We start from the raw sequence: 22,928 nt of genomic DNA, 5'->3' as shown, positions 1-22,928 counted from the left end.
TGGGCCAACGTCGCCGCCGCCACGGGCGCCGGCCGCAAGACGCGGGAGCGAACCCGTACCCGCCATCCCTACGTCCTCAACGGCCTGCTGCATTGCGGGGTCTGCAGCCGGCGGATGCAAGGCCAGCGCAACCACGATCGGCCGTTCTTCCGCTGCCGCTACCCCTCCGAGTACGGCCTGGCGAAGAAGACCGAGCACCCGCAACGTCTACCTCGCCGAACGCGACCTCATCGGCCCACTCGACGGCTGGCTCAGCACCTGCTTCGCACCCCACCGGGTCCACGACGCCATCGACGCCCTTCACGAAGCCCAGCCCAACCTCGACATCGACCCTGGCGCAGCAGCCGCCGCCAAGACCGTCGAGGAATGCGACCGGGCACTCGGACGCCATCGCGCAGCCCTCGAAGCCGGCGCCGACGCCGCCCTGGTCGCCGGATGGATCACCGAAACCCAAGCCCGCCGAGCCGAAGCCAAGGCACGCATCGTCACCCGCCCCACGCAGCAGCGGCTGAGCAAAGAGCAGATCCACGACCTGGCCGAGCGGCTCGGTGACATCCGGAAGGTGCTGACTGCCGCGGAACCCGACCGCAAAGCGGAGGTCTACCGGCAGCTGCAACTGCACGCCACCTACCACCCCGGAAAACGACTAGTGCGGATCGAGGCTAATCTCGATCCGCACATGTGGGGTTATGGTAAGTGTCCGAGGGGGACTCGATCACGGTTTGTGGTGAACTTTCCCTTCTGTCGGGGACAGTTTCATGGATTCACTGTATCAGTCAAACTTGACCTATCAAGGTCGGGCGTCGTCACGCGGACGAGTGGATGTTGCTCTCCGGTCAATGCGGCGAGGGCGGTCGCGACCTCGCACAGTGTGGCCTTCACGTAAGTTGCCGTACTCGTTGCGTGCGGCACGGTAGCGCGGGGTGTATGGCCTGCGTACGCTTCGGCAATCGCGTAACCGAAGTTGCGCTCTACCCACGTCAGTGTCGTATGCCTGATCCAATGCGTGCTGATACCTTGCCTCGTCACCCAGGGATGGACACGGCCGATCCGTGACCAGAGGGAGTCGTAGCGTCGGCGCGTGATTGGCCGACCGTTGCGGTATCGCAGTAGCTGGGCGGCAGGCCCCGCGGGACCACGTTGCCGTTCAAGCACGATCATCGCCTGCATCAGTGTCGGTGACACCGGCTGCCATCGGCTTGTTCCGGCTTTCTCGCGGAGAAAAACCAGGCATTGGTCTGGATCCAGATCCTGCGAACGAATTCCGAGTGCTCCCCCACGCCGACACGCTGTCTCGGCGTGCAGCCGCAGCAGCAGACTGTCCAGCTGCGGGTCGGTTCCTCCACTCGCCGCAGCCGCGGTCACCGCGGCGAGCTGGCCCGGCGTGAGCGCCCTTCGCAATGATGGAAGGCGGACCGGCTTGGCGACGTCGCGAGCCACGTTCTGTTCGCCGCTGATGATGCGATCGATTTCGGCGTGCCGGTAGAGGCATCGGGTCGCGGCGATGAAATGTTCTGCGGCACTTCTCCCGCCACGCGAGCCACGACGGACCAGCGCAGCTGACTGCACATGGTTGGCCAGCTCCTTGATCTCTGTCGGAGTCGGATCAGTCAGCCGTCGGCCCGACCACACGCGCTCAAGTAGACGCCAATACGGCTGATAGGTGCGCCGCGCGCCAGGGGACACGGCTCGTTCGACCTTCGCGATGTACTCCGCGAAAGTCGGTGCAGATCCTGCTAGAGATGGCTCCAGAAGATCCGCCGGCGCGACGCCAAGGCTGGCAACCACCAGTCGCGCAGCTGTGATTCGGTCCGCCCCGTCCATCAGCGCCCCGGACCACGGCGGACTTGCTCGAGGACCATGCTCTCGAGCACACGCTGCGAATGCACAATGATCAAGTCATGTTGCGGAACCGCAGAAATCAATACGAGCTCGCCGACTTCGATACCTGCAGCCGTCCGAACGCTCACCGGAATGACGACAAATCTGCTGCTCCGGACATGCTCCGGACCTGAACACGACCGAACGAACAGGACCCGCCCGCGACTGGAACGTACGGTCAGCACCTCGCCCGTCCGCCAGCCCATCAAGGCCAATAGAGAACGTGCGGAGACTCGGCCGGACCGATCGAGCCGGCCGAGGATGTGACTCACCGAACAATCGACCGTTTCTGTCCACAGTGAGCCCAGGCAGAGTGGTTCGATCTCTTGGGTTCGTTGGGCCGGTCCGAATTCGAGCGCAGCGACTATCTGCTCGCCGAGAGCAGAATCAGACGTCGACTCTGGAGAATTCTGCGGGTTCATGGTGCCGTCCTTCGAGGACGTCAGTGTCGGGGCCAGCATCGTCGCCGGCAAGGTTCGTACCGAGTCACGCAGTCGAGGACACGCTGTGATTCACATGGCGAACGTGTAGGCCGTTATACATTGACCCGGTCCGTCATACACCGAGTCAACGGGCCAGGGAGTCAACGAGTTCGACAGTTTCATCCTCAAGTGCGATGGCCAGCGCCCTGGCTTGCGAACTCAACCTGTCTGCGATCTCCCGGACAGCGGCGGTGTTGCCGGTGCGGTACTCGACTCGGAGAAGATCACGGTGGAGCAGCTCACTGACCGGGTCCACCTGAAGACCGCGGACGGTGGCTCGGCGGGCGGCGGAGAGGTCGCCGGATTTCAGGCGAGCGGCCCCCAGAGCATGGGCGACCTCAACGATTGAGTCGATCATCTCCCGCTGTATCCACGAACTCCACGCGTACCGCCCCTGCGGCACGTTGCTCAGCGGAGGACCCGTGACCAGCGCCATCGCCTGCTGCAGCTCTTCGGTCGAGGTCTCGGGGTTGACGAGACCGCGGTGAGACAGGTCTCGGAACTGGTCCCAGTCGGTCTCAAAGGAGTCCGAGAGGCGGTAGCCGCCTCGTCCCGCGTCGACGTTCGGCAAGTACAGCTCGCCGTCGGCGTCTCGGCCGAGCCAGGTTCGGAGGCGCGAGATGTAGCCCTGGCGGGTCGCGGCGGACCACGGGTTGGTGTCCGTGCCGAGCTGGCGGGAGATCTCGTCAGCCGTCACCCCGGGGTGGAGGCTGAGGAAGGCCGCCAGTTCGGTCAGCCGGTTGATCTTCTTCGCTTCGACAGCTTCCGGGTCGACTCCGACGAGGGTGACCGGGCCGAGCAGCCTGATGGCCGGACTCGGAGCGACGTCGGCCTGGAGCCGCATCGGCTCGGGCTCGGGAAGATCGGCTGCGGATTCCAAGTCGTCGTGTTCCACAGCGAGCTGAGAAGGCTGCTCAGGTGTGAACCGCTGCAGCTCGATGTCCAAGCCGAGCTCGTCGACGAAGGTGTGGCCGGCGCTCGCGTCGAGCGTCCATGCCCCCGGGATTGTTTCGTTGTCGGCGACGGCCGTCACGATGGCGGCAACTTGCTCTTCCAGCTTCCCGAGGTCGCCGAGCTGGTCGTAGTCGAGGGGGCAAGCCGAGAGGATCGCGGAGCGGCGTGGGTCTGCCGCGACCGCCCCGGCTGCCTCGCTCCAGCTCTCAGTAAATCGGACGCGATCGCCGTCGCAGTCGGCGGTGTGCTTGCCCGTTCCCACGAGGACAACCACGAGGTCTCCGGTCCAGCTGGCGGTGATGAGGTCCCGGGTCATCGCCGCCAGGACGCTGTGGACGTCCTCGGAGTCGCCCCGGATCGTGATCAGGCCGGCCTGCTCCAGGTTGGCCAGCACGAGGTCGCGGTCGGCTGTGTGGCCGAGGGCAACCATGGCTGAGTATGGAGCTGGACTCTCGTCGGTCCCGCCCGGCTGCTCGGCCAGCAGCCACTCGGTACCCGATTCGGCGGTGAAGGGACGGATGGCTTCAGCGGGGCGCGCGAGACGTAGACGGATCTCCTTCGCGCCGATGCTTACCCCGACGACCGCAGGCAGAGCAACCCCAGCTCGACGGGCGTTCCGGGCCATCGTCCGGAGTGCGTGGTCGAGCTGCGTCACGGTTGGCGGCTCAAGAACGTCCGGCCGCCCTGCTCGCCCGCGCCGCGCAGACATCAGCAACAGCAGCGACGCCACAACCACTCCCCCGGCGCCGGCGAGAAGTGCGGGTGGCACGCCGCCGTACTCTGCCGCAGGCGCGGCCTCGGTCGGCGCTGACGCTACCGGCGGAACGGCGGCTGCCGGGCGTGGCGCGGCTGGGGTGTGCGGCGGAACCGCCGGTTCGCTGGGTCGCGGCTTCGGTTCGCGGTTCGGTAGGCGGAGGACGTCGCCGGGGTGCAGGCGGTCCGGGCTGGTCAGTGGGTGTCCGAACGACTGTGGGCGATCTCGGTTGAGGTCGAAGATCTCCTGGTAGCGGTGAGCGTCGCCGAGCCGGTCACGAGCAATTTCGGAAAGAGTCTGGCCGTCCCGGACGGTGACCTCGTCCTCGGCGGCTGCGCCAGGCAGCTTGAGCACCCAACCGGGTTTCACCAGTCCGGGCTCGCGGAGCGCACGACCGTCGGGTTGCTGGACACCGCGGTTGAGCTCGTAGATCTCACGGTAGCGGGCCGGACTGCCGAGTTCGGCTGCAGCGATCGACGAGAGATTGTCGCCCGGTACGACGACGTGCGGGGGCGCCTCGGCCGCCTCGGCCGTCGCCGTGCCGGTGAGAACGAGGAGCAGCACGCCGGCGGCGAGACGCTGCGCCCAGCCGAAGCCGGGCAGCCGGAGGGCTCGTGCTCCGCGCAGGTTCGCGGCGACCTCCACTCCGAATGCAACGACCAGCTGAAGCCATGCGACAACGCCGACGCTCGTCAGCAACATGAGGAAAAGGCTGCCGTCGTCGCGGGTGGTCAGCCAACCGGCGACGTCCGCGAGCTGGTCAGGCAGGTACGCCGTTCGGAATTTCCACAACGCGGCAGGCGGCCCGGCGAGCAGGACGCTGATCGCGGCGAAGCCGGCGAGGATTCGGAGTGCGGTGCGCATGGTGTGCTCCTCCCGGCTCAATCCGCCGAGACGAGGACGGCGGCACCGTGGCCGTGGACGGTGAACTCGGCGATCCCGACGGAGCCGAGGAAGATCGTGGTGCGGGTGACGACCGTGTCGACGATGACTTGGCGATCATCGGCTCGTACAGTTCCGGCGACGCCAGCTGTCGCGATGTATCGCCGCGCCTCAGCTTCGGCGATCGCCGGCTCGACGACGGCTTCGGTGCCGTCGGCGAGGGAGCGGGCCTGCAAGGCTTGCGCGCCGGCGCGAGCGGCCTCTTCGGCGATCGCCGTCGCTTGCGAGTACGCCAGGCCCTTCCGCGTCCCGTCGACGGCGAACCCGACCGCGATGAGCAGGGCCACGCTGAGTCCGAGGATCAGCACCGACGCTGAGCCGCGCTCGTCGCGAAGGGGGTTCATGATCGCGCCCCGTAGCGGTCGATCGGTGAGCGGAACTGCGCCCGCAGCGTCTTGGATCCGCTGATGCCGGGGATGGCCAGCTCGTCGAGCGGGACGTCGCAGGTGATCGTCGCGACGACGTAGCCGGTTTCGCCGAGGGACTTCGCGAAGTCGGCGGCGTCGACGGCGACGTCGAGGCTGCTGCAGGCGAGGTGCTGCTCGGCCAGGACAGCGCGAGCTCGGCGGTCGGCAGCCGCGGACGCTGTCTGGCCGTCGCGGGCGATGGATGCGGCTCGGGCGGCTGAGCGGGCGGCTTCGTCGATCGCCGCGTCCGCGACCAGGACGCGCACGCCGACGAGGCCCAGGCCGAGGAGCAGGAACAGCGCGGTCACGCCGATCGCTGTCTCGACGGTGATGTCCCCGCGTTCGTCGCCGGTCATGGTCGGAGCCGTTCGATCGGGCCGGATGCCGTCTGGCTGATCGGAAACCGGGCGAAGGGCACCAGCGAGGTCGCCTCGCCGGTGACGGTCACGCTCACGCGATCCTCGTCGACGCTGGCGTGCGCGTGGGCGTCGGACAACCAAGAGCCGGTGACGTCGCGCGTGTACGCCTCCGCGGCCGATGCCGCTGACGCCGGGTCTACGGGTGGAAGCCGAGCGGAGCGCACGCCGTCCCGCGCAGCCTCGAGCGCGACGCCGCGGCCGAGCAGGACGACCGCGACCTGGATGACCGCCCAGGCGACGAGCAGCACCGCGCTGTAGAGCACGGCGGCGGCGACGTTGTCGTCGCCGCGTTCGCCGTGCATCAGTGGCCTCCGATCAGCGGGAGCTTGCCGTTGACGAACGCGGTGATGCCAGCGCCGATCAGCGTGGCGACGGTGATTCCGAGCGCGGCGTAGAAGGCTTTGGTGATGTTTTCGTCGCCGCGTTCGCTTTCACGAGCGAACTGTGCGGCTCGGTCCCGGACGGTGAGCCAGAGCTTCAGCGCGATGGTGTTGATCATGTTCTCTTTCCTTTCAGACGTGGAGCATCAGGTAGATCCCGGGGAAGGCCAGGAAGCCGATGAAGGCCAGGCCCAGGAGGGCGAGGGGCATGTCCATGCGATCGGATCGCACGGAGGCGCCGGTCTTGCGAGTGGCCAGCTGGTGCTGGGCCAGCGATGTCGCCTTGGCGCGGAGCGTGTCGGCGATACCGGCACCGTCCTGACCGGCGCTGGCGATGATTTGGCCGAGGTCCTTCAGCTCGCGAACGCCGGTCGTCTCGGCGAGGTCGACGAGGCCATCCCAGGGCATCCGGCTCCGCAGCACGGCCTCGTCGATGGCGACCCTGATGCGCTGAAACGCCCAGCCGGACCCGAGCGTCGCCGGGTATTGGAGTGCTTCGGCGGGGCCGCGGTCCCCGAGCCTGCTCAGCGCGACCAGCCGGCAATACGCGGCCAGCGCGATCGTGAATGCCGTCCGGGCGCGCTGGACCTTGGCCTTCAGCAGTACCGCAGGCAACAGCCAGCCGAGCAGAGCCGCGCCCAGGGAAGCTGCACCGGACAGAAGCATCGGCGGCGCCACGCCGACCACGGCCAGCAGTGTCGTCAGCAGCGGAATCCAGAGAGCGCCACCGAGCAGGAAGGCGAATCGCTGCACCACGAACGTCTCAGGCGACTGCCCGACCAGTTCCAGGTCGGCCGGCCTCGCGGCGAGCTGCCACCGGTCCGCCCACTGCAGCATCAAGTCGATCAGAGTGCGACTGCCAGGTTCGGCCGGTGCTGCGACGCGGTCGTGGAGGACGTCCGCCAGCTTCGGCCGGGTCGGAGCGAACGCGGCGACGACGAGCGTCACGCCGATCGAGGTACCGATCGCCGCGAGGATGAGGATGGCCTGGGCGGTCATGTCCGGTCCTCCGGTGTGAGGAACCGCGACGCTCGTGGTTCGAGCCCGAGGCGACGCAGCCACACCACGGCGAGCCCGACGACGCCCAAGACGACGGCCAGGACGATCTGGCCGCCGACGCTGTCGTAGACCGCGGTGTAGCTGGAGCTGCCGAAGGCCGCGAAGCTGACGATTGCCGGTGGGCTGGCCTCGGCCGCCGTCGTCACCGGGCTTGAACACGTGGGTCCGCGCGGGCTTTCCGTACTCTCCCGGCTCGATCGAGACGATCTCGGCGACGTGGCGGTCCATTCGGTTCTCACGCTCGACCAGGTCGACGTGCACGATGAGGTCGATCGTGTTGGACACGAGCTCGTACGCGAACTCCGGCGTCCACGCTGTGTTCGCTTCCAGGCACAGCAGGACCATCCGGTGCACGGCCTGCGCGGCGCTCCGTGCGTGCACAGTGGACAGAGAGCCGGCACCGCCCGACGAAAGGGCGTTGAGCATCGGGACGATCTCGTTGCCGCGGACCTCCCCCATGACGGTCCGCGCGGTGTGCATGCGCAGCGACTGCCAGACCAGGCGTGAAAGGTCGACGCCGCCGACCGCTGTGCCGTTCTCCAGCCGTTCGGAGTTTCCTTCGCGTTCCTCGAACGCGATCACGGCCGGGAACCGGTCACGGTGGCGGTGCAGGCCGAGCTCGAACTCGGTCTCGAGCGTCGCGAAGCGTTCCGTCGGCGGGATCTCCCAGCAGAGCGCGCGCAGCAGCGTCGTCTTGCCGGCTTTCTGCCGGCCGCAGATGACGACGTTCTTCTCCGCGCGGACGGCGGCGCGCAGCAACATGAGCTGCGCCGCCGAAATCATGCCTCGCCGTCGCAAGTCGTCGAGGCCGGCGGTCGGCAACCGGTGGCGGCGGATCGAGATGTGCGGCCGGTCCGTGACGCCGATGGCCGCGGCCAACCGCTCGCCTCCGGGGAGTTCCATGTTCAGCAGCGGCCGGGCGTCGTTGATGGTGTGCTCGGTGCGACCCATGCGGGTGGCGATGCGTTGCAGCCATTGGACGACGTCATGGTCGGTGGCCGCGAGGCGCGGTCCGCGCGTGACCCGGCCGTCGTGGTGGGACAGCCAGGCCGGCTCGTTGCCGATGAAGTCGATGTTCTCGACGCCGTCGTCAGCCAAGAGCGAGTCGAGGCTGCCGAGGCCGAACATCTCCGCCAGGACCGCCCGCCGGACCGCCAACTCTTCGCGGTCGTCCAGGAACCGCCGACCCGAGCTGGCCCAGTCCTTGCCCACCGCCGCCAGCACACCGTCGACCAGCTCCTCGGCCACGTCACGCTCCGGCCGGGCCTGCCGGGCGGCCTCCTGCTGGACAAGCGGTGCGAGCTGCTGCTGCGCTCGCTTGACGAGCTCGTCAACGGACATGACACACCGCCCGTCGGGCAATCTCATCCGCGACCTTGCGAGCCGTAGTCAGAAGCGGCGAGCTCTCGAAGCGCCGGCTTGGCCGGTGCAGGTTCGTGAACTGCGCCGCGCCGGCCGGGTCCCACGGGAGCCAGCCGACCATCGGGAGACCTTCGGCGGCGAACTGCTCGGCGATCTCCCGGTGTGAGAACCGCTGGTGGGTGCGCGGATCGGGATCGACGACCAGCAGGCCCATGGTGTCCCCGGTCCGGCCGGTTTCCTCGCGAAGGACATCCAGCGTGGACACGAGCTTGCGAAGTGAGTTGCGGGAATTGGCGACCACCAGCACCAGGAGAGCGGCGCCGGTGATCACCGCATACGGTGCTCCTCCGGCTCGGACGCGGCCGCAGTCGGCGAGTACGTCGACGGTGTCCAGCTCGACGAACAAATCGGTGAGCCGTCGCCAGTCCAGACTCTCCGCTTCCCGCGGCGATCGGGCGCCCGGCAGCAGGTGGTGCCGCCCGGTGCCGTCCGGCAGCACGACCATCTGGCTGGACATCGCCCGGTGCAGAGGCAGCGAGCGTGCCTGTGCCAGGACCTCGAAGACACTGGGCCGGCCGTGACTGCCGTCGGGATCGTAGACGTCCATGGCCTGCGCGCCCGTGGGGTCGCACTCGGCCATGACGGCGTGGCGGGGCCAAGTCCAGGTCAGGGCGGAGACGGCCGCGGACACGCCAGGGCTGCCCTGTAGGGAGGTGAACGCGATCAGCATCTCGATCACCCGCCCTTCGGCAGGGCGATGATGGCCATCCCGCCGGTCGACGCTCGGCTGGCGACCTCCGGGCCGTCGCTCTCGAGCACGACGACGTCGACCACCTGGACCGACGAGCTGTCGCGGGAGCCGACCCGGATCACTGAGCCGCGGACCGGTGCCGAAGTGCCGTCCGTCGAGCCAACCGGAACCAGGAGCACGGGTTGCCGGGGTTCGAGTGGCGTCGCCGGTAGCTGTCCCGGTTTGACCGCGACCCCGATCAGCTGTTGCCCTGGCGCGGGCACCGCGACGCTCTCGATCGCCAGATCCGGAGTAACGATCGCGCCGGGTCGCAGGTCGGTCGGCGACGGCTTGCCGATGATTTGGGACCGCTGTTCCCAGGCCAGCGCGTGCACGCCGGGATCCGGCCGCAAACGGACCTCGAGCAGCGCTTCGGCGGTGATGACCTCGCCGTACCGCACCGGAGCCGCGACGCCGACGGCGGCGAACGAGTCCTCGGCGGCTCGAAACACCCAGACGGCGCCCGTCGCCGAGACGGCGGACAGGACGAGGCCGAGCAGGATGAGCACCTTCGAGCGTCGGCGTCGAGGCGGTCGAAGGGGCACCGGGTCGGGCGGTGCGGTGTCCTGGACAGTCCGGAGTGGACCTCGCGTCGTCATCGCGGGCCTCCGGTGGTCAGCGTCCGGACCTCGCGAACCGGCAGCCGCGCCGATGACGTCAGGCTCAGCGTCCGGAACGCGCTTTGACCGCCACCGGACCAGGTGATCTCCCACCTGCTCGTCGCGCTGATCTCGGCCACGCCACCGGGTACGAGCCGCTCGTAGGTGTGGCCGCAGGTCGGTGAGGGCTTCCCTACTTGGTCATCGGTGAACGGCGTTCCCGGCCCGGCGCACCGTGCCGTTGCGCCATCGCCCGTCGACCAGTCGATGCGCGCGAGGGTCGCCGTGGCGGTCACGCTGATCGGGCCCGCGGTCGCCGTCCGGGTCACCGGTCCGGTTGTCGCCTCACGGCGCGCGGTCCACATCCAGACCGGGAACCCGATCGTCGCGCCGCGGGGTGAGGACGCGGGGGGTGCCAGCCGGATGTCCGGAGCCGCCAGCCCCATCTCCGAGATGGCCCGGTCAGCCAGTTCGGCCGGCGACACTTGCGGAACCACGACCGGCTGCCCGTTCGGCGTGAACACCACTCGCGGCCACCCCTGCAGGGCTCCACCGCCTTGGCAGATCACCAGCTTCAGCGACCCCTCGGCCGGCGAGTGCCCGCCCCAAAGCGGGTCACCGGCGGGCGGCGGCGTCCACGGGTGATCGGCACACGAGTATCGCGGCTGCTGTGCGTTCTGTCCGCCCGGTCGCCGGGCTGGGCCGGCATCTGCTTGCTGAGCGCCGGTCTCTCCGCCGGAGCGGCCCGGGTCGGCGGCCGCTACCCAGCACATCCCGCGAGTCCCGGTCGACTCGCACCCGCCGGAACCGGTCTGCCCGTACGCCGACGCCGGAGCCGTCAGCGCGACGAGTCCCACGGCGAGCAGGCAACTGCGTTTCAACATGGCTTCTCCAGACGTGGTTGGACCTGCTGCACAAGCCAGCGGTCGAGATCCGGGTACCGGACGATCTGGGCTTCGAACTCGTAGCGGCGCGGCTGGTCCGGGTGGTCGAGGTTGCGGCCGAGTTCGCCGGCCTTGTCGCTCACCAAGTGCTCGTCGGTGGCGTCGAGGCAGTCGGTGATGACCACGCGCGGCGGCTGGGCCGCGGAAACCGACGTCACCTTCGGGGAGCGTCCGTACCGGCCCTCGGTGTGGGCCGGTACGGACGCGAGATTGCCGATCTCGTCGAGGTAACCGGTCAGCGCCGGATCAGCCATCGCCTTCGACAGTTCGGGTCGCCAGTCCTTCTCGCGCGGCAGGCGGCCGGCTTGTTCGCTGATCTGCCAGTAAAGCTCGTACGCGGTCAGCGCCGCGCCTGGTGCTCCGGCCTCGGGCTGAACAGTTTTCGGGCCTGAGGGCAGCGATACCGGCAACGACTCGGTGACCGTCGGCGCCTCGCTATCACCGGCGCATCCCTCCAGACTGACGGAGAGAAGCACCAGCGATGCAACCGAAAACCAATTCTTGTTCATTATCAGCCCCTACCACCAATGGCCCGCCGAGCGACGCTCCGTCACGCCGGCCCGTAGTACCCGGGGTCACACCCCACGCCGCCGTTCCACCAAGCACCGACCACACGCCAGCGGATCACCGGCTGGAGGTTCGTGGTCCCCGGCCCGACGCAGTAGTGGTACAAGTTGAAGAAAATGTCCTCGACATCGAGCATCACGGTTGACCCGGAGCCGTTGTCACAGTGGGTGTACTCACCCCAACCGAGGTACCCACAACCGGCGACCTCGACTTTCTCCGACGTCGGCTGCGCGGAGGCGTCCATCGCCACAGAGCAGCCGAACGACATAACAATCGAAAGAACAATGGAAGCGCGCTGCAGAAACCCTGAAATTGACACGTGATTCTCCAAACTAAATTGGAAGTAAATAATTGACACTCGCGGTGATCGCGACATACCACGGCCACTCGGCTCCGCGGCACCTTGGAATACAGGTGTCAGCCCGACCAGACAGGCGGCCTCACGGAGCAGTGGTGCCAGATAGTTACGAATCGTTACCAGCTCGCCTATTCGGACATCACCCGTTCGGCGCCACGGACGAGTTACCCGTCACTCCTAGTGCTTGGTCTTCAACCTCATGGACGATCTTGCTCGCGGCGTCCCGCTACTTGCCTGACTCGAAGCTCGTGCGGCGCTAACCTCTTTGCGAGGGGTGCGTATCCGTCGCTCGGTGCTTCCATCCCAGGATCAACCGGAGCGACCGCGATTACCAGGGGGTTTCTGTTTTCATGTACAGGAAACATGAAACACGGGGAACGGAAGTCGAGAGGCGAAAGACTTTCGCAACCGAGCTTCGAGATGTGCGCATCGCCCGCGGTCTGTCACTGGCAGAGCTGGCCGCTCGCACTCACTACAGCCGAGCCCACCTCGCCAACGTCGAACACGGCCGTCGCGCTGCCACCACGGAGCTGGCACAAGCCTGCGACAACGCGCTCGAGGCCGAGGGTGAACTGTTGGCCCTGATCCCCCATCCACGTCAGGGCGATTCGGAAGCAGTGACACGTCCGGCGCAGCTCCCGGCAGCTCCTGGCCGGTTTGTCGGTCGAACCGTTCAGCTCTCGGCTCTCGATACGGTCTCCGCGCAAGCAGACAGGCTGTCGATCGCGACCGTTCACGGACCGCCCGGGGTCGGGAAAACGACGCTGGCCCTGTACTGGGCCCACCATGAAATCGGCCGCTTCCCCGACGGCCAGCTGTTCGCCGATCTCCGAGGTCACTCAGGACACCAATCACCGGCCAGTCCCACCGAAATTCTCGAAGACTTCTTGATTTCTCTGGGTCTGACACCCGCAGACGTACCGTCCAGCGAGGAAAAACGAGCAGCGCTGTTTCGCACGATGACGCACAATCGTCGCATCCTGGTCGTGCTAGACAACGCAGTCTCTTCGGACCAAGTACGCCTGTTGCTCCCCGGCGCGGCCGGCAGCACCGTACTGCTGACGAGCCGGGTCATGCTCACCGGATTGGCCGTGCGCGCAGGCGCGACGCAGCTGGCCCTCGCTCCCTTCGAGGCCGATGATTCGCTGCGGCTCCTACGTGAAGTGGTAGGCCCGCGGGTCGACGACGAGCCAGAGGCCGCGCGAGCGGTCCTCGATCGGTGTGGTCACCTACCGCTCGCGGTCGCTATCGCGGCGGAACGCATCGCCGCCCACCCCATCCGTCTTTCCGAGCTCGCCGAAGACCTCGCCGAAGAGCGTCAGCGACTCGCCGCATTGGCGTCGGACGAAGACGCCGACGTCCGTGCCGTCTTCTCTTGGTCCTACCGGGCTTTGACGACGACGGCTGCACGGATGTTCCGCTTGCTCGGGCTGCACCCCGGTAAGGAGATCAGCGTCGCAGCAGCCGCGGCGCTCGCCGACATACGATCCGACCAGGCATTGAACCTTCTTCGCACACTGGCCATGTGTCACTTGGTCGAGGAAGCCGGCCGAGACCGTTTTTGGCTACATGATCTGCTACGTGTCTACGCATCCGAGCAAGCCCTCGCCGTAGACACGCCCCACGACATCGAGCAAGCTCAGGTCCGCGAGCTGTCGTGGTACCTCTGCACCGCCGCCGCAGCCGGGCATGCTCTCGAACCGTTTCGGCCTCTGGCTACCGACTCCTCGACACCTGGCTACGCCGATGCCTTCACTTGGTGCGAACAGGAGCTGGCCAGCTTTCCGTCCGTGGTCGGGCTCGCTCTCAAGATCGGACATCTTGATCTTGCATGCCGCATCTCGCAAGCTCTCTTTTCTTACTTCCACCTTCGCAAACCTTGGACGATCTGGAAGCACACCTACCACCTCGGCCTGGACGCCGCTTCGGCGCTCGGTGATCCCAGCCTTCAAGCTGACATGCTGACCGGCCTCGGTCTCGTCGAACTCGGACTGGGAAACCCGGCGGGTGGTCGTGACGCGTTTCGCCGGGGATTGGAACTGCTGGAGAACGAAGAGGAGCCTTCCAGGTCAGCGTGGTGTCACATAGGCATCGGCCTCGCACATGCCGACATGGAGGACATCAGCTTGGCCAGAAGCGCACTCGAGCGCGGCATGGTGATCCACCGCAACCAGAACGACCAGCACGCCGAGTCGGTGGCACTGGTACACCTGGCCGACCTTTGCCGAGAAGAGAAGCACACCGACGACGCACTCCAGTACGCCGGCCGCGCCTTGTCCCTCTGCAGGTCGATCGACGACAAATACGGCGAAGGGCTCTCGCTCTATCAAATGGGGATGACCTACCACGCAGCGAGCCTGTTCGACGACGCGCTTCCCCGCCTCGAAGAAGCCTTGTCCGCACAGCGGGCCGCGCATGACGACAAAGGCCAAGCCGACACCCTGTGGGCTCTCGCCCGAACGTTGATTGCTCGCGGCGACAGCTCCACGGCACGCTGCCGGCTCGAAGAGGCCGCGAACATCTTCGAACGGCGAGGCGACCCCGCCGAGGCTGCTGTACGCGCTGGCATTGCCAATCTGAAAGACGGGGGAACCCAGTGACTTCAAGCGTTTTTTCCCATCTGAACGTCGACGGCGCGGTGGTCACCGACCCCACCGCGACGGCCTTCGCCGCAGCCGACTTCGGCGGCATCATCAACCGTGCGCCACTCGCCGTTCTCCGCGCCGGATCCATTGCCGATATCCAGGCAGCCTTGCACGTCGCTGCGGCCAACAACATCCCCGTGGTGCCCCGAGGATGCGGCCACACCAGCCTGGGGCAGGCTCAAGTACTCAACGGCTTGGTCATCGACCTCACAGCCATGGATGAGATTCGTGATCTCGCCGAAGACCAAGTGACTGTCGACGCCGGAGCGACGTGGAACGCACTTCTCGCACGCACGCTCCAGCACGGCCTTACTCCACGCGTCCTCACCGACTACTTGGGAACGTCCGTGGGAGGCACCCTTTCAGCCGGCGGAATCGGCGGCACCAGCCATCGGTACGGAGTCCAAACGGACAACGTGCTTTCCCTGGACGTTGTCACGGCCGACGGGATGCTCCGCCACTGCTCCCCCGCAGAGCTACCCGATCTCTTCTACGCCGTGCTCGGTGGATTCGGCCAGTGTGGCGTCATCGTGCGAGCCACGCTGCCGCTGATCGCAGCACCCGAGCGGGTGCGACGCATCAAGGTCTACTACCCCACCATCGACGATCTGATCACCAGCCAGCGCAGCCTGCTCGCCGTCGGCCGGTTCGACTTCCTCCAAGGAGAGATCCTGCCGACCCAGGACGGCTGGGTCTACATGCTGGACGCCGCCTCGTACTACACACGACCTGACGAGCCCGACGAGGAACTGCTCCTCTCGGGGATTGGCTTTGTAGCTTCCCGCGACAAGATCGAGGACTCGAGCTACTGGGAGTTCGCCACGCGCCTCGACGAGACCGTGACGTACCTCGAGGGCACCGGCGAATGGCACGCTCCCCACCCTTGGCCCAACTTGCTGTTCCCCGATGCGCAGATCGAGTCGTTCACCAGCGGAATCATGGCGGCCCTCGAGCAGACCGATATGGGCGCGTCCGGGTTGATCCTCATCTACCCGATGACCACCGCGGCCTTCGACACCCCTCTCTTCCGGCTGCCCGACGGAGACACGGTGTACCTCGTCGCCGGGCTCCGCTTCGCCTCGGACGCGGCGAAGGCCAGGGACATGGTTGCGGCGAACCGGCGTTGGTACGACACCGCCATCAGCTTGGGCGGCACGAGTTACCCCACCGGAGCCATCCCGTTCACCAGCACCGACTGGACACGGCACCTCGGTGCGGCACAGGTGACGCTCGCCGAAGCGAAAGATCGGTATGACCCGCTGAATTTGTTCCCGCGGCGCTTCGCTTGAGCCGATCTGCTTCACGCTGGCCAGCGCTCCTCGCGATGATTATCGCAGGCACCCAACCACCGGTCCGCCCGCGCTTCACCTTTCGCAGGCCGACGCCATCCGACTCGCGGGCAGGCCGTCGGGAGCACCACTCACGTCCTCGTCGAGGACGTGCAGCTCGAACCTGACGGTGTCGTAGCCGCCGGCCTCCCAGGCCAGGTCGCTGTCACCGATGCGCCACTCGCGACCGGTAGCTCGCTCCCTCAGCAACCACGACACAGCGACCTCCCGGCTCAGCGACTCCATCCTCGGCGCACCGAACCTAGCAGACGCATAGAACATGCGTTCGATCGCCTTAACGCAGCGCGGCGGGCTCCGGCCAGCCCCGGAACCCGCCAGCTCTGCTTGCTACTTGAGGACGGTCAGGAAAGCCGACCAGCCGGCGCCCGGCAGCTCGAAGAACCCGCCGCGCGGGTCCTTGGAGTCGCGGACGGCAGCACGGTCGACGAGGAGCGCCACCTCGACACACTCGTTCTCGGGCGCGCTGTAGCTACTCTTCTGCCAAGCAGTCTCCGGCACGTGGTTTTCGCGCATCGCCAGTCTCCAGTCTTTTGATCACGCCGCCGCCTCCTCGATGATCTCCATGAGAAGACCGCGAGACCCACTCGGATCCTCGGCGGAGGCCCACAGCTTCTCGAACAAGTCTACGTAGGGCTCGACCTCGCCCTCCTGCTCCAGGTAGACACCCGCACGAAGCAGCTCGATGTAGCCGATGTCAGGTTCACCGTCTTCGAACCGCAGGATGCTGAACGGACAGCCCATCGCGGGATACGCGCCGCTCTCGCTCCTCACGAACCTGAGGTCGACGTTCGGCAACTCCATGAGATCGGCTATCCGCCGAAGCTGTCCGAGCCACGTTTCGCGACCACCCACCTGAAGCCTGAGCACAGCTTCGGTCAATACGCACCGGACGCTGAGCGCCGACTCATCCTGCAGTCGAGCCTGACGGCGGATGCGCGCCTGGACACGATCCTCATGCCGCACATAGCCGACCGCGGAGCCCATCGACTCGACCGCGCGGGCGTAGTCCTCGGCCTGAAAGAGCCCTGGAACAACGTCGATCTTGAAGATCAGCAAGGCGGAGGCTTCGGCCTCGAGTGCCACGTACTCCCGCACGTCCGCGGCGAAGGCCTCAGCTGAGATCTGGTCCAGCCAGCGTGGACTCTGCGCCGCTTGCGCGTCACGGAATAGGGCGTCGCGCTCGTCGGTGGGCCGCCCGAAGTGCAACGCCAACGTCATGACGTCGGCCGGCGTGATCGGCAGCTTGGCCGTCTCCAACCGCGACTGCTTCGCCGTCGACCACCCGACCGCCTTCGCGACTTCGCCTTGGTCCTGCCCGCTGTCGATGCGCCAGGCCAGGATCGTGCGAGCAATCCGCCGCATGCGGACACCCGAGATCTTCACCTTGACCTCGTCGGCCACGGCCGCTCCTCTCGCTCGGTCGGCGTCGAGCCTACGGCAGCGTCGGAAAGTTGCACGGTACCCCGACTGAGTGAACGTGCAAATTTGCATGCCGCTTAACTTGCATGCCATGCAAATTTGCGTGATGGTGGTCTCACTGCTGGATCAGCGGGCGAACCGCCCGCCCCAGTCAGGCGGCGGAGACGCGAGGGCCTTCCCCGACACGGCCATATCCCGCGTCTCCGCCGCCGCACCACCACCTCGGGAGGGACCCATGAGCACCTCGGATGAATGGGATCCGATACCCCTGGCGTGGGAGCGGACCAGCGGGGCCATCGCCGTCTCGCGCGAGCGCGGCTGGCTGTGGGTGACCCGTCCGGCCGACTCGGCCGAACCGGAAGAGCTGGTCGGCCACTGTGCGGCCGGTACCCACGAAGACGTCGTGATCATCGAAGCGCTCAGGAACCCGATGCAGGCGATCGGCGCGAGGTTCGCGCCGGGTGACTGGGGGAAGCACGGCAGCGTCCCGGCTCGGGGACCGATCACCGGGGCGCCCGACGAGGTCCTGTTCGAGGTGCTGAGTTGGACCGATGAGGCCGCGCGATGAACCTGGCCGCGCGTCCCGAATTGTCCGCTCGGAAGCGGCAAGCCCTCGCCACCGCCGAGCGGGACGCCGACAGCGGGCGGCGCATCCGCGCCGAAGCCGTCCGGCGGTGGCACAACGGTGAGTCTCGGGCTGACGTCGCGGCACGCGCCAACGTGTCGCCGACGACGGTCCGTCGGTGGGTGACCCATTTCGAGAAAACCGGCACAGTCCCGGCGGGAACGAGGCGTCAGCACCAGCCGTCGACGATCCACGCACCGCGCGGGAACGTCGTCGCCGTCTCCACGGGTCAGTTCCTTGCCGTCCTCGGAACGAAATTGCAGGTAGCCCGGAGACTGCGGGGCTGGTCCAAGGCTCAACTCCTCGCGGTGAGCGGCGTCGGCTACAGCCAGGCCGTCCTCGGCCACTGGGAGCGCGGCAGCCGCGCAATGCCCATCGTCGCGTTCGCAATCCTCTGCCGCGCCTTGGCAATCGATCCCGGGGAGGTGATCCGGCAATGCTACGACGAGTCGTTCGCTCATGTGCGCGGGCTACCGCGGTGAGCGGCTTCCTCCCCGGCGCCGAGGTGACTGGAGGGAAACCACGCGCGAGGAGGAAGCCGCCGGTGCCGAGCGATGCTGGGCTCGACGACACGACCGTAGCGAATAGGCACTGCGTTTCGCCCGACTGTCGCCGACTCGGGGCAACCCGCAGAGTTACGTCCACTTTCGCCGATCCACGTTCCGAGGTGGTGAACGACGGTGCCGTCGAACAAAATCGCCTGGCCGTCCGAAGCGGACCTGTGGAGCGTCGAGTACTCCGATCTCATTCTGCTCTCCCGTGTCCTCGCCTGGCTGCGTCGACTGTCCGGTTCGGACGAACCACCAGCACGATCCGGAGTCGCCATGATCCGCGCCACGCGCACCCTCGTCGATGTCCTCTTGGCCGTCGAAGCCCGGGCAGCCGTCCTGAGGACCCAGCTGGCGGACGGCACGGCGACACCAGCTGAACAACGAGACTTCGCGGACCAGGCCGAAGAAGTGGTTGACCTGCTTCGCACCTACGCCGACGACATCGACGCTGGGATCGTCGCGGCACCGCGCCATCTCCTGCACACGGAATGAGAATCCCATGTCCGAACCCAAGTTCTATCCTGCACTGCTGCTCCTCGGCCACACTCTCCGAGAACTCCGCACCCAGCACGACGTGAGCCTGCGCACGATGGCACGGCGGCTGGGTTTTTCGCCCGCGTGCCTCTCGGCGTGGGAAACGGGGTTTCGCCGCCCGCCCGCCGAGGCACTGGGATTCATCCTGGGGAACCTGCGGGTGAGGCCGTCGCTTTACCAGAAGCTCATGCAGATCCATCGGCAGAGCGACCGCCCGAGCTGCGTCGAGGAACTCGCTACGGACACGGCCAGCCTGGAGCGTGCTTTCGAGGAGGTCGCGGTCCGCAAGTTCGAGTGGGCGCCACACTGCGTCCCAGGGTTCTTGCGGACACCGGAGTACATCAGGGCCGAGCTGGAGCGCCGGGACGTTGCGCCCGACGACGTCGATCAGGCGATCTTTGCGCAGCAGGTCCGGGAACTCGATCGGCCGAAGCGCTGCCCGAGCATCGTCCTCGTGAGCGAAGTCGCCTGGGCTTGCGAGACAGCTTTGCCGCAGCTGGAGAACGTCACGGCGGCGATCGTTCCGACCAGTGCCTCAAAGCCTGAGCCGATCGACGGATTCACCATCTACGAGACCGAGGCTGGCTTCTTCACCGTCGTTCTGCGGCACGAGCACGCCCGAATCTACCTCGGCGAAACCGAGATCGTGAAGGCCTACCGTTCTACATTCGCGCGGCTGCAACGCCAAGCGATCGACAGCGTCGGCGCGTTACGATGACCGCGGTGATCTACGTGGACCCGCAGGCCGTCCATCCAGTGATCAACGGCGAGTGGCACCGCCTCACGGACGTTCTGACGCCAGGACAGGCGTTCACCACGCTCTGCGGCATTTCCGACACCGCGACGTTCAAGCCGTTGAGCGAACGGCGGGCACGCGGCATCCCCCGACAGTGCGACAGCTGCGACGTGGTTTACCGGCGCGACAAAGGCATTCCGCTTCAGAAGGAACGGATCAGCACGGACGGAACTAGGCGGCAGGCGAAAGCAGGCCACGAAGACGATTCAGCGCGGAACGTCCGACGCTGACAACGGCGGGGAGGCGCCCATGTTCGGCAGCGCGGACGGCCCGCTGCAGCTGATGGGGAAGCCGACGTTGCTCGGCTGTGGCGACAGCCGCGGTGAGAGCCTCCTCAGCACCGGCGTTCTCGCCGGTGGCGGCGAGGACTTCACCGGTGGTTACGCGCTCGATGACCTGCCACTGCGGCGCTGCCGGCTCCCCCGCCGCGCTGTCCAGAACCTGGCGAGCCTCGTCGGGCCGGTTCAGGGCCAGCAGTCCGCGAGCGTGGATCTCCCGCAATGTGAACGGATTGAGCAGCACCTCGTACCCGGTCGCCTCGTCGAGCCGACGTCGGCATCCGTCGATGGCGTCCGCGAACCGGTCCGGCTGCCCGGCGTCGCCCGCGGCTCGGGCGAGCAGCGCAAGGGCGGCGCCGTGCCCCGCCGATGTCGTCGACGCCGCAGCAGCATGCTCGAGACGAGCGACAGCAGCTCGAAGGCGACCGGCCTTGCGCAGCTCGTTGCCGTGCATCCGCAGCGTGGTGGCCAGGAAGTCTTCGTCGTCGAGCTGGCGGGCCAGGACGAGCGCTTTGCCGGTCCAAGCCGCGGCGCCGCTGAGGCGTTCCTCGGGCAGAACGGTGCCGAGGGAAACACCAAGCGCCAGGCGCGCGGAAGCGAGCAAAAGCAGGGTGTCGCGCTCCAGACGACCTTCGGCGGCGCGAGCTTCGAGGCGGGCAGCGAGCGGCCACAGCTCGTTGACGGCTTCGACGACGCGGCCGGACTGGCGGGCGATCTCGGCGAGCCGGATCACGCTGTCGCCGAACTGCACGAGCGCGGCGAAGTCGGCGTCGTCCGGGTCAGTGACGCCGAGCAGGTGAAACGGCAGCCCGAGAGCGCGGGCGATGTGCCGGCGCCCGCCGACGTCACCGGGCGAGCGTCGGCGGGTTTCGATCATCGCAATGTAGGACTTGTCGTAGCCGAGCATGGCGGCCAGCGATTCCTGGCTGAGCCGGTTCGCCGCGCGGTAGGCGCGAAGGACGGCCGCGAGGTCGCCGGAAGTCAGCGCTGCCGCCGCGGCAGGGTCGGACCACATCCACACCGCGGGCGCGAGCCTCGGCGGCCGGGACGACAGTGCCGTGGTTCCCGCCTGGCAAGTGGGGCAGACCGGCGTGCGGCTGTAGCGACCCAACGCCGCGCCGCACCGCTCGCAACCCGCCATGATCGCTACCCCGCCGCGGCCGAGACGCGGAGCCGCTCGAACCAGGTCGCGATCGAGCGCTTGTACCCGTCGGGCATGGGCAAGCCGGGAACCTCGTGCTCGGCGAACTCGGATACCCGGCTGTGCTCGTGGCTCAGCACCGGTGCCGCCGTCGACGTCGTCGTACAGCCGTACGTCACGATGAAGACGTCCTTAGAAGCCACGGCGATGTGGTACATCCAAGAGTCGAGAATCTCGGCGACCTCGACCGGCAGCCCCGTTTCCTCGGAGATCTCCCGCGCGACGGTCTGCTCCGGTGTCTCGCCGGGTTCGATCCGGCCGCCCGGCAGCTCCCATTCGTCGCGGTCGTTGTGCACCAGCAGCACCCGGTCGTCCCGGATCAGCACGCCCTTGATCGACACCGGATATCCGGCCTCCGCCACCGACACCAGCCTCCCGCCATCCGTGCGCCTGCTGTCACCGACGGTAGCAGCGCGACCTGGGCAGCTGCGCTGCCGCGAGGTTGACGATCTGTCAGTGGACGCCATCCACTCCGGCCCGCTGTGCTGATCGAACCCGAACCCGAACCCGAAGCCGCGACCGAAGGAGGCCGCCCCGTGCCCGTGCCCGTGCTGCCGGACTGCCGCGTCGACGTCGGCGCGGTGGGCGGCGCTGGTGAACTGGCCGCTGTACTGGCCGGCGCCGGTGTCGCGCTGTTCGACGGCGTGCGCACCGAGCAGCAGCTACTGCAGCTAACGGCCCGGCTCGGCCACCTGGTCCCCCACCGCGACAGCACCGGCTCGGGCCTCACCGTGATCACCGACCGCACCGGCACTTACCCGCCGACAGGCCAGGCTGGGTTCAGCCGGCACCCGCTGGCCGCGCACACCGACTGTTCGGACCTGCCGCGGCCTCCGCTGCTGGTAGCCATGACATGCGCCCGTCCCGCCGAGCACGGCGGCGACTGGGTCCTGGTCGACGGCCGCGCAGTCCACCACCAGCTGGCCACGACTGCGCCGGAGGCACTGGCCGACCTGTCGGCCCGGCGGGGCGCCTACTTCGGCGGCGCGGCCGGAATCGTCGGCAATGTCTTCGAACCCGACCCACGCGGTCTGATCGGCATCCGACTCCGCCGCGACGCGCTGGCCCGGTTCGTCCCGCAGGCCCAGCGCTGGCTGCCGAGGCTCGCCCAGGTCATCGACCGCCACACGATCACGATCCCGGCAACGACCGGCGGCGGGTACATCGTCAACAACCGCCGCTGGCTGCACGGCCGCACCGCGTTCACCGGCCCGCGGACGGTGTACCGGGCCCTCATCGAACCGCGACCAGCGTGGCGCATTCCGGCCGGTTTCACCCCGGTGGTCACGCCATGACCGACGTCTCCGCGCCCTACTGGGTGTCCGAGTTGCCTGAGCTCGTCGGTGAGCTCCAGTGCGGGAAGTGGGCGATCGCGCGGTGGAAGCACCTCGGCCCGGACGAAGACCTCACCCACTGGCAGGCCGCCGTACGCGAGGCCTGCACCGCCGACATCGACCCGCTGTTCCTCGACATCCCGCGCCGCAGCCTCACCATCGTGCTCAACACGGCCCTTCCCGCACCCGACGATGAGCAGATCCACCTCTCCATCGCCGCCGTCGAAGCCAGCCGCTTCACGGGGCGCCCGATCCGCCCGAAACACGACCGCGACTGTTGAACTGCCACCTAAGGTGG

General features: G+C 67.5%; 28 protein-coding genes. 9 read left to right on the top strand and 19 right to left on the bottom strand.

Going from position 1 to position 22,928, the window contains the following annotated elements; genetic code table 11:
- Positions 1-76 precede the first annotated feature (76 nt).
- The 14 genes from AB0N03_RS09205 to AB0N03_RS09140 form a co-directional block, all read right to left on the bottom strand.
- Positions 77-622 carry a hypothetical protein gene (locus AB0N03_RS09205; RefSeq protein WP_364367772.1) on the bottom strand — a complete coding sequence of 182 codons (546 nt, stop codon included), beginning with the start codon at positions 620-622 and terminating at the stop codon, positions 77-79.
- A 134-nt stretch (positions 623-756) separates the two neighbouring features.
- On the bottom strand, positions 757-1,824 hold the full coding sequence (locus tag AB0N03_RS09200; protein WP_364367769.1) for a site-specific integrase: 1,068 nt from the start codon (positions 1,822-1,824) through the stop codon (positions 757-759).
- Complete coding sequence (locus AB0N03_RS09195) at positions 1,824-2,303, bottom strand: hypothetical protein (RefSeq protein ID WP_364367766.1); 480 nt, start codon at positions 2,301-2,303, stop codon at positions 1,824-1,826. The genes AB0N03_RS09200 and AB0N03_RS09195 overlap by 1 nt, the downstream gene beginning before the upstream one ends.
- 145 nt (positions 2,304-2,448) lie before the next feature.
- Positions 2,449-4,935, bottom strand: a complete 2,487-nt coding sequence (locus AB0N03_RS09190; RefSeq protein ID WP_364367763.1) for a BTAD domain-containing putative transcriptional regulator — start codon at positions 4,933-4,935, stop codon at positions 2,449-2,451.
- 17 nt (positions 4,936-4,952) lie between these two features.
- On the bottom strand, positions 4,953-5,357 hold the full coding sequence (locus AB0N03_RS09185; protein WP_364367760.1) for a pilus assembly protein TadG-related protein: 405 nt from the start codon (positions 5,355-5,357) through the stop codon (positions 4,953-4,955).
- Entirely contained in the window at positions 5,354-5,776 is a 423-nt protein-coding gene (locus AB0N03_RS09180) for a hypothetical protein (protein ID WP_364367757.1), read from the bottom strand. Before AB0N03_RS09180 ends, AB0N03_RS09185 begins: the two co-directional genes overlap by 4 nt.
- Positions 5,773-6,141 carry a hypothetical protein gene (locus AB0N03_RS09175; RefSeq protein ID WP_364367754.1) on the bottom strand — a complete coding sequence of 123 codons (369 nt, stop codon included), beginning with the start codon at positions 6,139-6,141 and terminating at the stop codon, positions 5,773-5,775. The genes AB0N03_RS09180 and AB0N03_RS09175 overlap by 4 nt, the downstream gene beginning before the upstream one ends.
- Positions 6,141-6,338: a hypothetical protein gene (locus AB0N03_RS09170; RefSeq protein WP_364367751.1), complete on the bottom strand. Its 198-nt coding sequence runs from the start codon at positions 6,336-6,338 to the stop codon at positions 6,141-6,143. The genes AB0N03_RS09175 and AB0N03_RS09170 overlap by 1 nt, the downstream gene beginning before the upstream one ends.
- 13 nt (positions 6,339-6,351) lie before the next feature.
- On the bottom strand, positions 6,352-8,619 hold the full coding sequence (locus AB0N03_RS09165) for a CpaF/VirB11 family protein (protein ID WP_364367748.1): 2,268 nt from the start codon (positions 8,617-8,619) through the stop codon (positions 6,352-6,354).
- Entirely contained in the window at positions 8,609-9,370 is a 762-nt protein-coding gene (locus AB0N03_RS09160; RefSeq protein ID WP_364368115.1) for a hypothetical protein, read from the bottom strand. The genes AB0N03_RS09165 and AB0N03_RS09160 overlap by 11 nt, the downstream gene beginning before the upstream one ends.
- Before the next feature lie 5 nt (positions 9,371-9,375).
- Complete coding sequence (locus AB0N03_RS09155; protein WP_364367745.1) at positions 9,376-9,939, bottom strand: flagellar biosynthesis protein FlgA; 564 nt, start codon at positions 9,937-9,939, stop codon at positions 9,376-9,378.
- An 86-nt stretch (positions 9,940-10,025) separates the two neighbouring features.
- On the bottom strand, positions 10,026-10,913 hold the full coding sequence (locus AB0N03_RS09150) for a hypothetical protein (protein WP_364367742.1): 888 nt from the start codon (positions 10,911-10,913) through the stop codon (positions 10,026-10,028).
- Positions 10,907-11,482 (bottom strand): hypothetical protein, encoded by a 576-nt coding sequence (locus AB0N03_RS09145; RefSeq protein WP_364367739.1) that lies wholly within the window; start codon positions 11,480-11,482, stop codon positions 10,907-10,909. The genes AB0N03_RS09150 and AB0N03_RS09145 overlap by 7 nt, the downstream gene beginning before the upstream one ends.
- Before the next feature lie 41 nt (positions 11,483-11,523).
- Positions 11,524-11,859 carry a DUF6355 family natural product biosynthesis protein gene (locus tag AB0N03_RS09140; RefSeq protein WP_364367736.1) on the bottom strand — a complete coding sequence of 112 codons (336 nt, stop codon included), beginning with the start codon at positions 11,857-11,859 and terminating at the stop codon, positions 11,524-11,526.
- A 389-nt stretch (positions 11,860-12,248) separates the two neighbouring features.
- Between AB0N03_RS09140 and AB0N03_RS09135 the strand changes: the two genes are divergently transcribed.
- Together AB0N03_RS09135 and AB0N03_RS09130 are read left to right on the top strand one after the other, a co-directional pair.
- Complete coding sequence (locus AB0N03_RS09135; protein ID WP_364367733.1) at positions 12,249-14,498, top strand: tetratricopeptide repeat protein; 2,250 nt, start codon at positions 12,249-12,251, stop codon at positions 14,496-14,498.
- Positions 14,495-15,832 (top strand): FAD-binding protein, encoded by a 1,338-nt coding sequence (locus AB0N03_RS09130; RefSeq protein ID WP_364367731.1) that lies wholly within the window; start codon positions 14,495-14,497, stop codon positions 15,830-15,832. Before AB0N03_RS09135 ends, AB0N03_RS09130 begins: the two co-directional genes overlap by 4 nt.
- Before the next feature lie 75 nt (positions 15,833-15,907).
- Here the strand turns inward: AB0N03_RS09130 and AB0N03_RS09125 are convergent, their stop codons facing one another.
- The 3 genes from AB0N03_RS09125 to AB0N03_RS09115 form a co-directional block, all read right to left on the bottom strand.
- On the bottom strand, positions 15,908-16,090 hold the full coding sequence (locus AB0N03_RS09125) for a hypothetical protein (protein WP_364367728.1): 183 nt from the start codon (positions 16,088-16,090) through the stop codon (positions 15,908-15,910).
- A gap of 129 nt (positions 16,091-16,219) precedes the next feature.
- Positions 16,220-16,405 carry a DUF397 domain-containing protein gene (locus AB0N03_RS09120; RefSeq protein WP_364367725.1) on the bottom strand — a complete coding sequence of 62 codons (186 nt, stop codon included), beginning with the start codon at positions 16,403-16,405 and terminating at the stop codon, positions 16,220-16,222.
- Between the two features lie 21 nt (positions 16,406-16,426).
- Entirely contained in the window at positions 16,427-17,293 is an 867-nt protein-coding gene (locus tag AB0N03_RS09115; protein ID WP_364367722.1) for a helix-turn-helix transcriptional regulator, read from the bottom strand.
- Positions 17,294-17,546: 253 nt separating this feature from the next.
- Between AB0N03_RS09115 and AB0N03_RS09110 the strand changes: the two genes are divergently transcribed.
- From AB0N03_RS09110 to AB0N03_RS09090, 5 genes are all read left to right on the top strand, one after another.
- Positions 17,547-17,879: a hypothetical protein gene (locus tag AB0N03_RS09110; protein WP_364367719.1), complete on the top strand. Its 333-nt coding sequence runs from the start codon at positions 17,547-17,549 to the stop codon at positions 17,877-17,879.
- Positions 17,876-18,418: a helix-turn-helix domain-containing protein gene (locus tag AB0N03_RS09105; protein WP_364367717.1), complete on the top strand. Its 543-nt coding sequence runs from the start codon at positions 17,876-17,878 to the stop codon at positions 18,416-18,418. Before AB0N03_RS09110 ends, AB0N03_RS09105 begins: the two co-directional genes overlap by 4 nt.
- Before the next feature lie 198 nt (positions 18,419-18,616).
- Positions 18,617-18,979 carry a hypothetical protein gene (locus AB0N03_RS09100; RefSeq protein ID WP_364367714.1) on the top strand — a complete coding sequence of 121 codons (363 nt, stop codon included), beginning with the start codon at positions 18,617-18,619 and terminating at the stop codon, positions 18,977-18,979.
- 7 nt (positions 18,980-18,986) lie between these two features.
- The gene (locus tag AB0N03_RS09095) at positions 18,987-19,739 is read left to right on the top strand and encodes a Scr1 family TA system antitoxin-like transcriptional regulator (RefSeq protein ID WP_364367711.1); all 753 of its coding nucleotides are present in this window, start codon (positions 18,987-18,989) and stop codon (positions 19,737-19,739) included.
- Positions 19,740-19,744: 5 nt separating this feature from the next.
- Positions 19,745-20,047 (top strand): hypothetical protein, encoded by a 303-nt coding sequence (locus tag AB0N03_RS09090; RefSeq protein WP_364367708.1) that lies wholly within the window; start codon positions 19,745-19,747, stop codon positions 20,045-20,047.
- Here AB0N03_RS09090 and AB0N03_RS09085 read toward each other — a convergent pair.
- Both AB0N03_RS09085 and AB0N03_RS09080 read right to left on the bottom strand, forming a co-directional pair.
- The gene (locus AB0N03_RS09085) at positions 19,989-21,110 is read right to left on the bottom strand and encodes a helix-turn-helix domain-containing protein (RefSeq protein WP_364367705.1); all 1,122 of its coding nucleotides are present in this window, start codon (positions 21,108-21,110) and stop codon (positions 19,989-19,991) included. The genes AB0N03_RS09090 and AB0N03_RS09085 overlap by 59 nt on opposite strands.
- A gap of 131 nt (positions 21,111-21,241) precedes the next feature.
- On the bottom strand, positions 21,242-21,658 hold the full coding sequence (locus AB0N03_RS09080; protein ID WP_364367702.1) for an NUDIX hydrolase: 417 nt from the start codon (positions 21,656-21,658) through the stop codon (positions 21,242-21,244).
- A gap of 174 nt (positions 21,659-21,832) precedes the next feature.
- Here AB0N03_RS09080 and AB0N03_RS09075 point away from each other — a divergent pair, with 174 nt between their 5' ends.
- A complete protein-coding gene (locus AB0N03_RS09075) occupies positions 21,833-22,591 on the top strand; it encodes a TauD/TfdA family dioxygenase (protein ID WP_364367699.1) in 759 nt (252 codons plus the stop codon).
- The gene (locus AB0N03_RS09070; protein ID WP_364367696.1) at positions 22,588-22,911 is read left to right on the top strand and encodes a hypothetical protein; all 324 of its coding nucleotides are present in this window, start codon (positions 22,588-22,590) and stop codon (positions 22,909-22,911) included. Before AB0N03_RS09075 ends, AB0N03_RS09070 begins: the two co-directional genes overlap by 4 nt.
- The last annotated feature ends 17 nt before the right edge of the window (positions 22,912-22,928 follow it).

Source organism: Amycolatopsis sp. NPDC051061 (assembly GCF_040682935.1).
Taxonomy (GTDB): domain Bacteria; phylum Actinomycetota; class Actinomycetes; order Mycobacteriales; family Pseudonocardiaceae; genus Amycolatopsis.
This window is presented reverse-complemented; position numbering and strand designations above follow the sequence as displayed.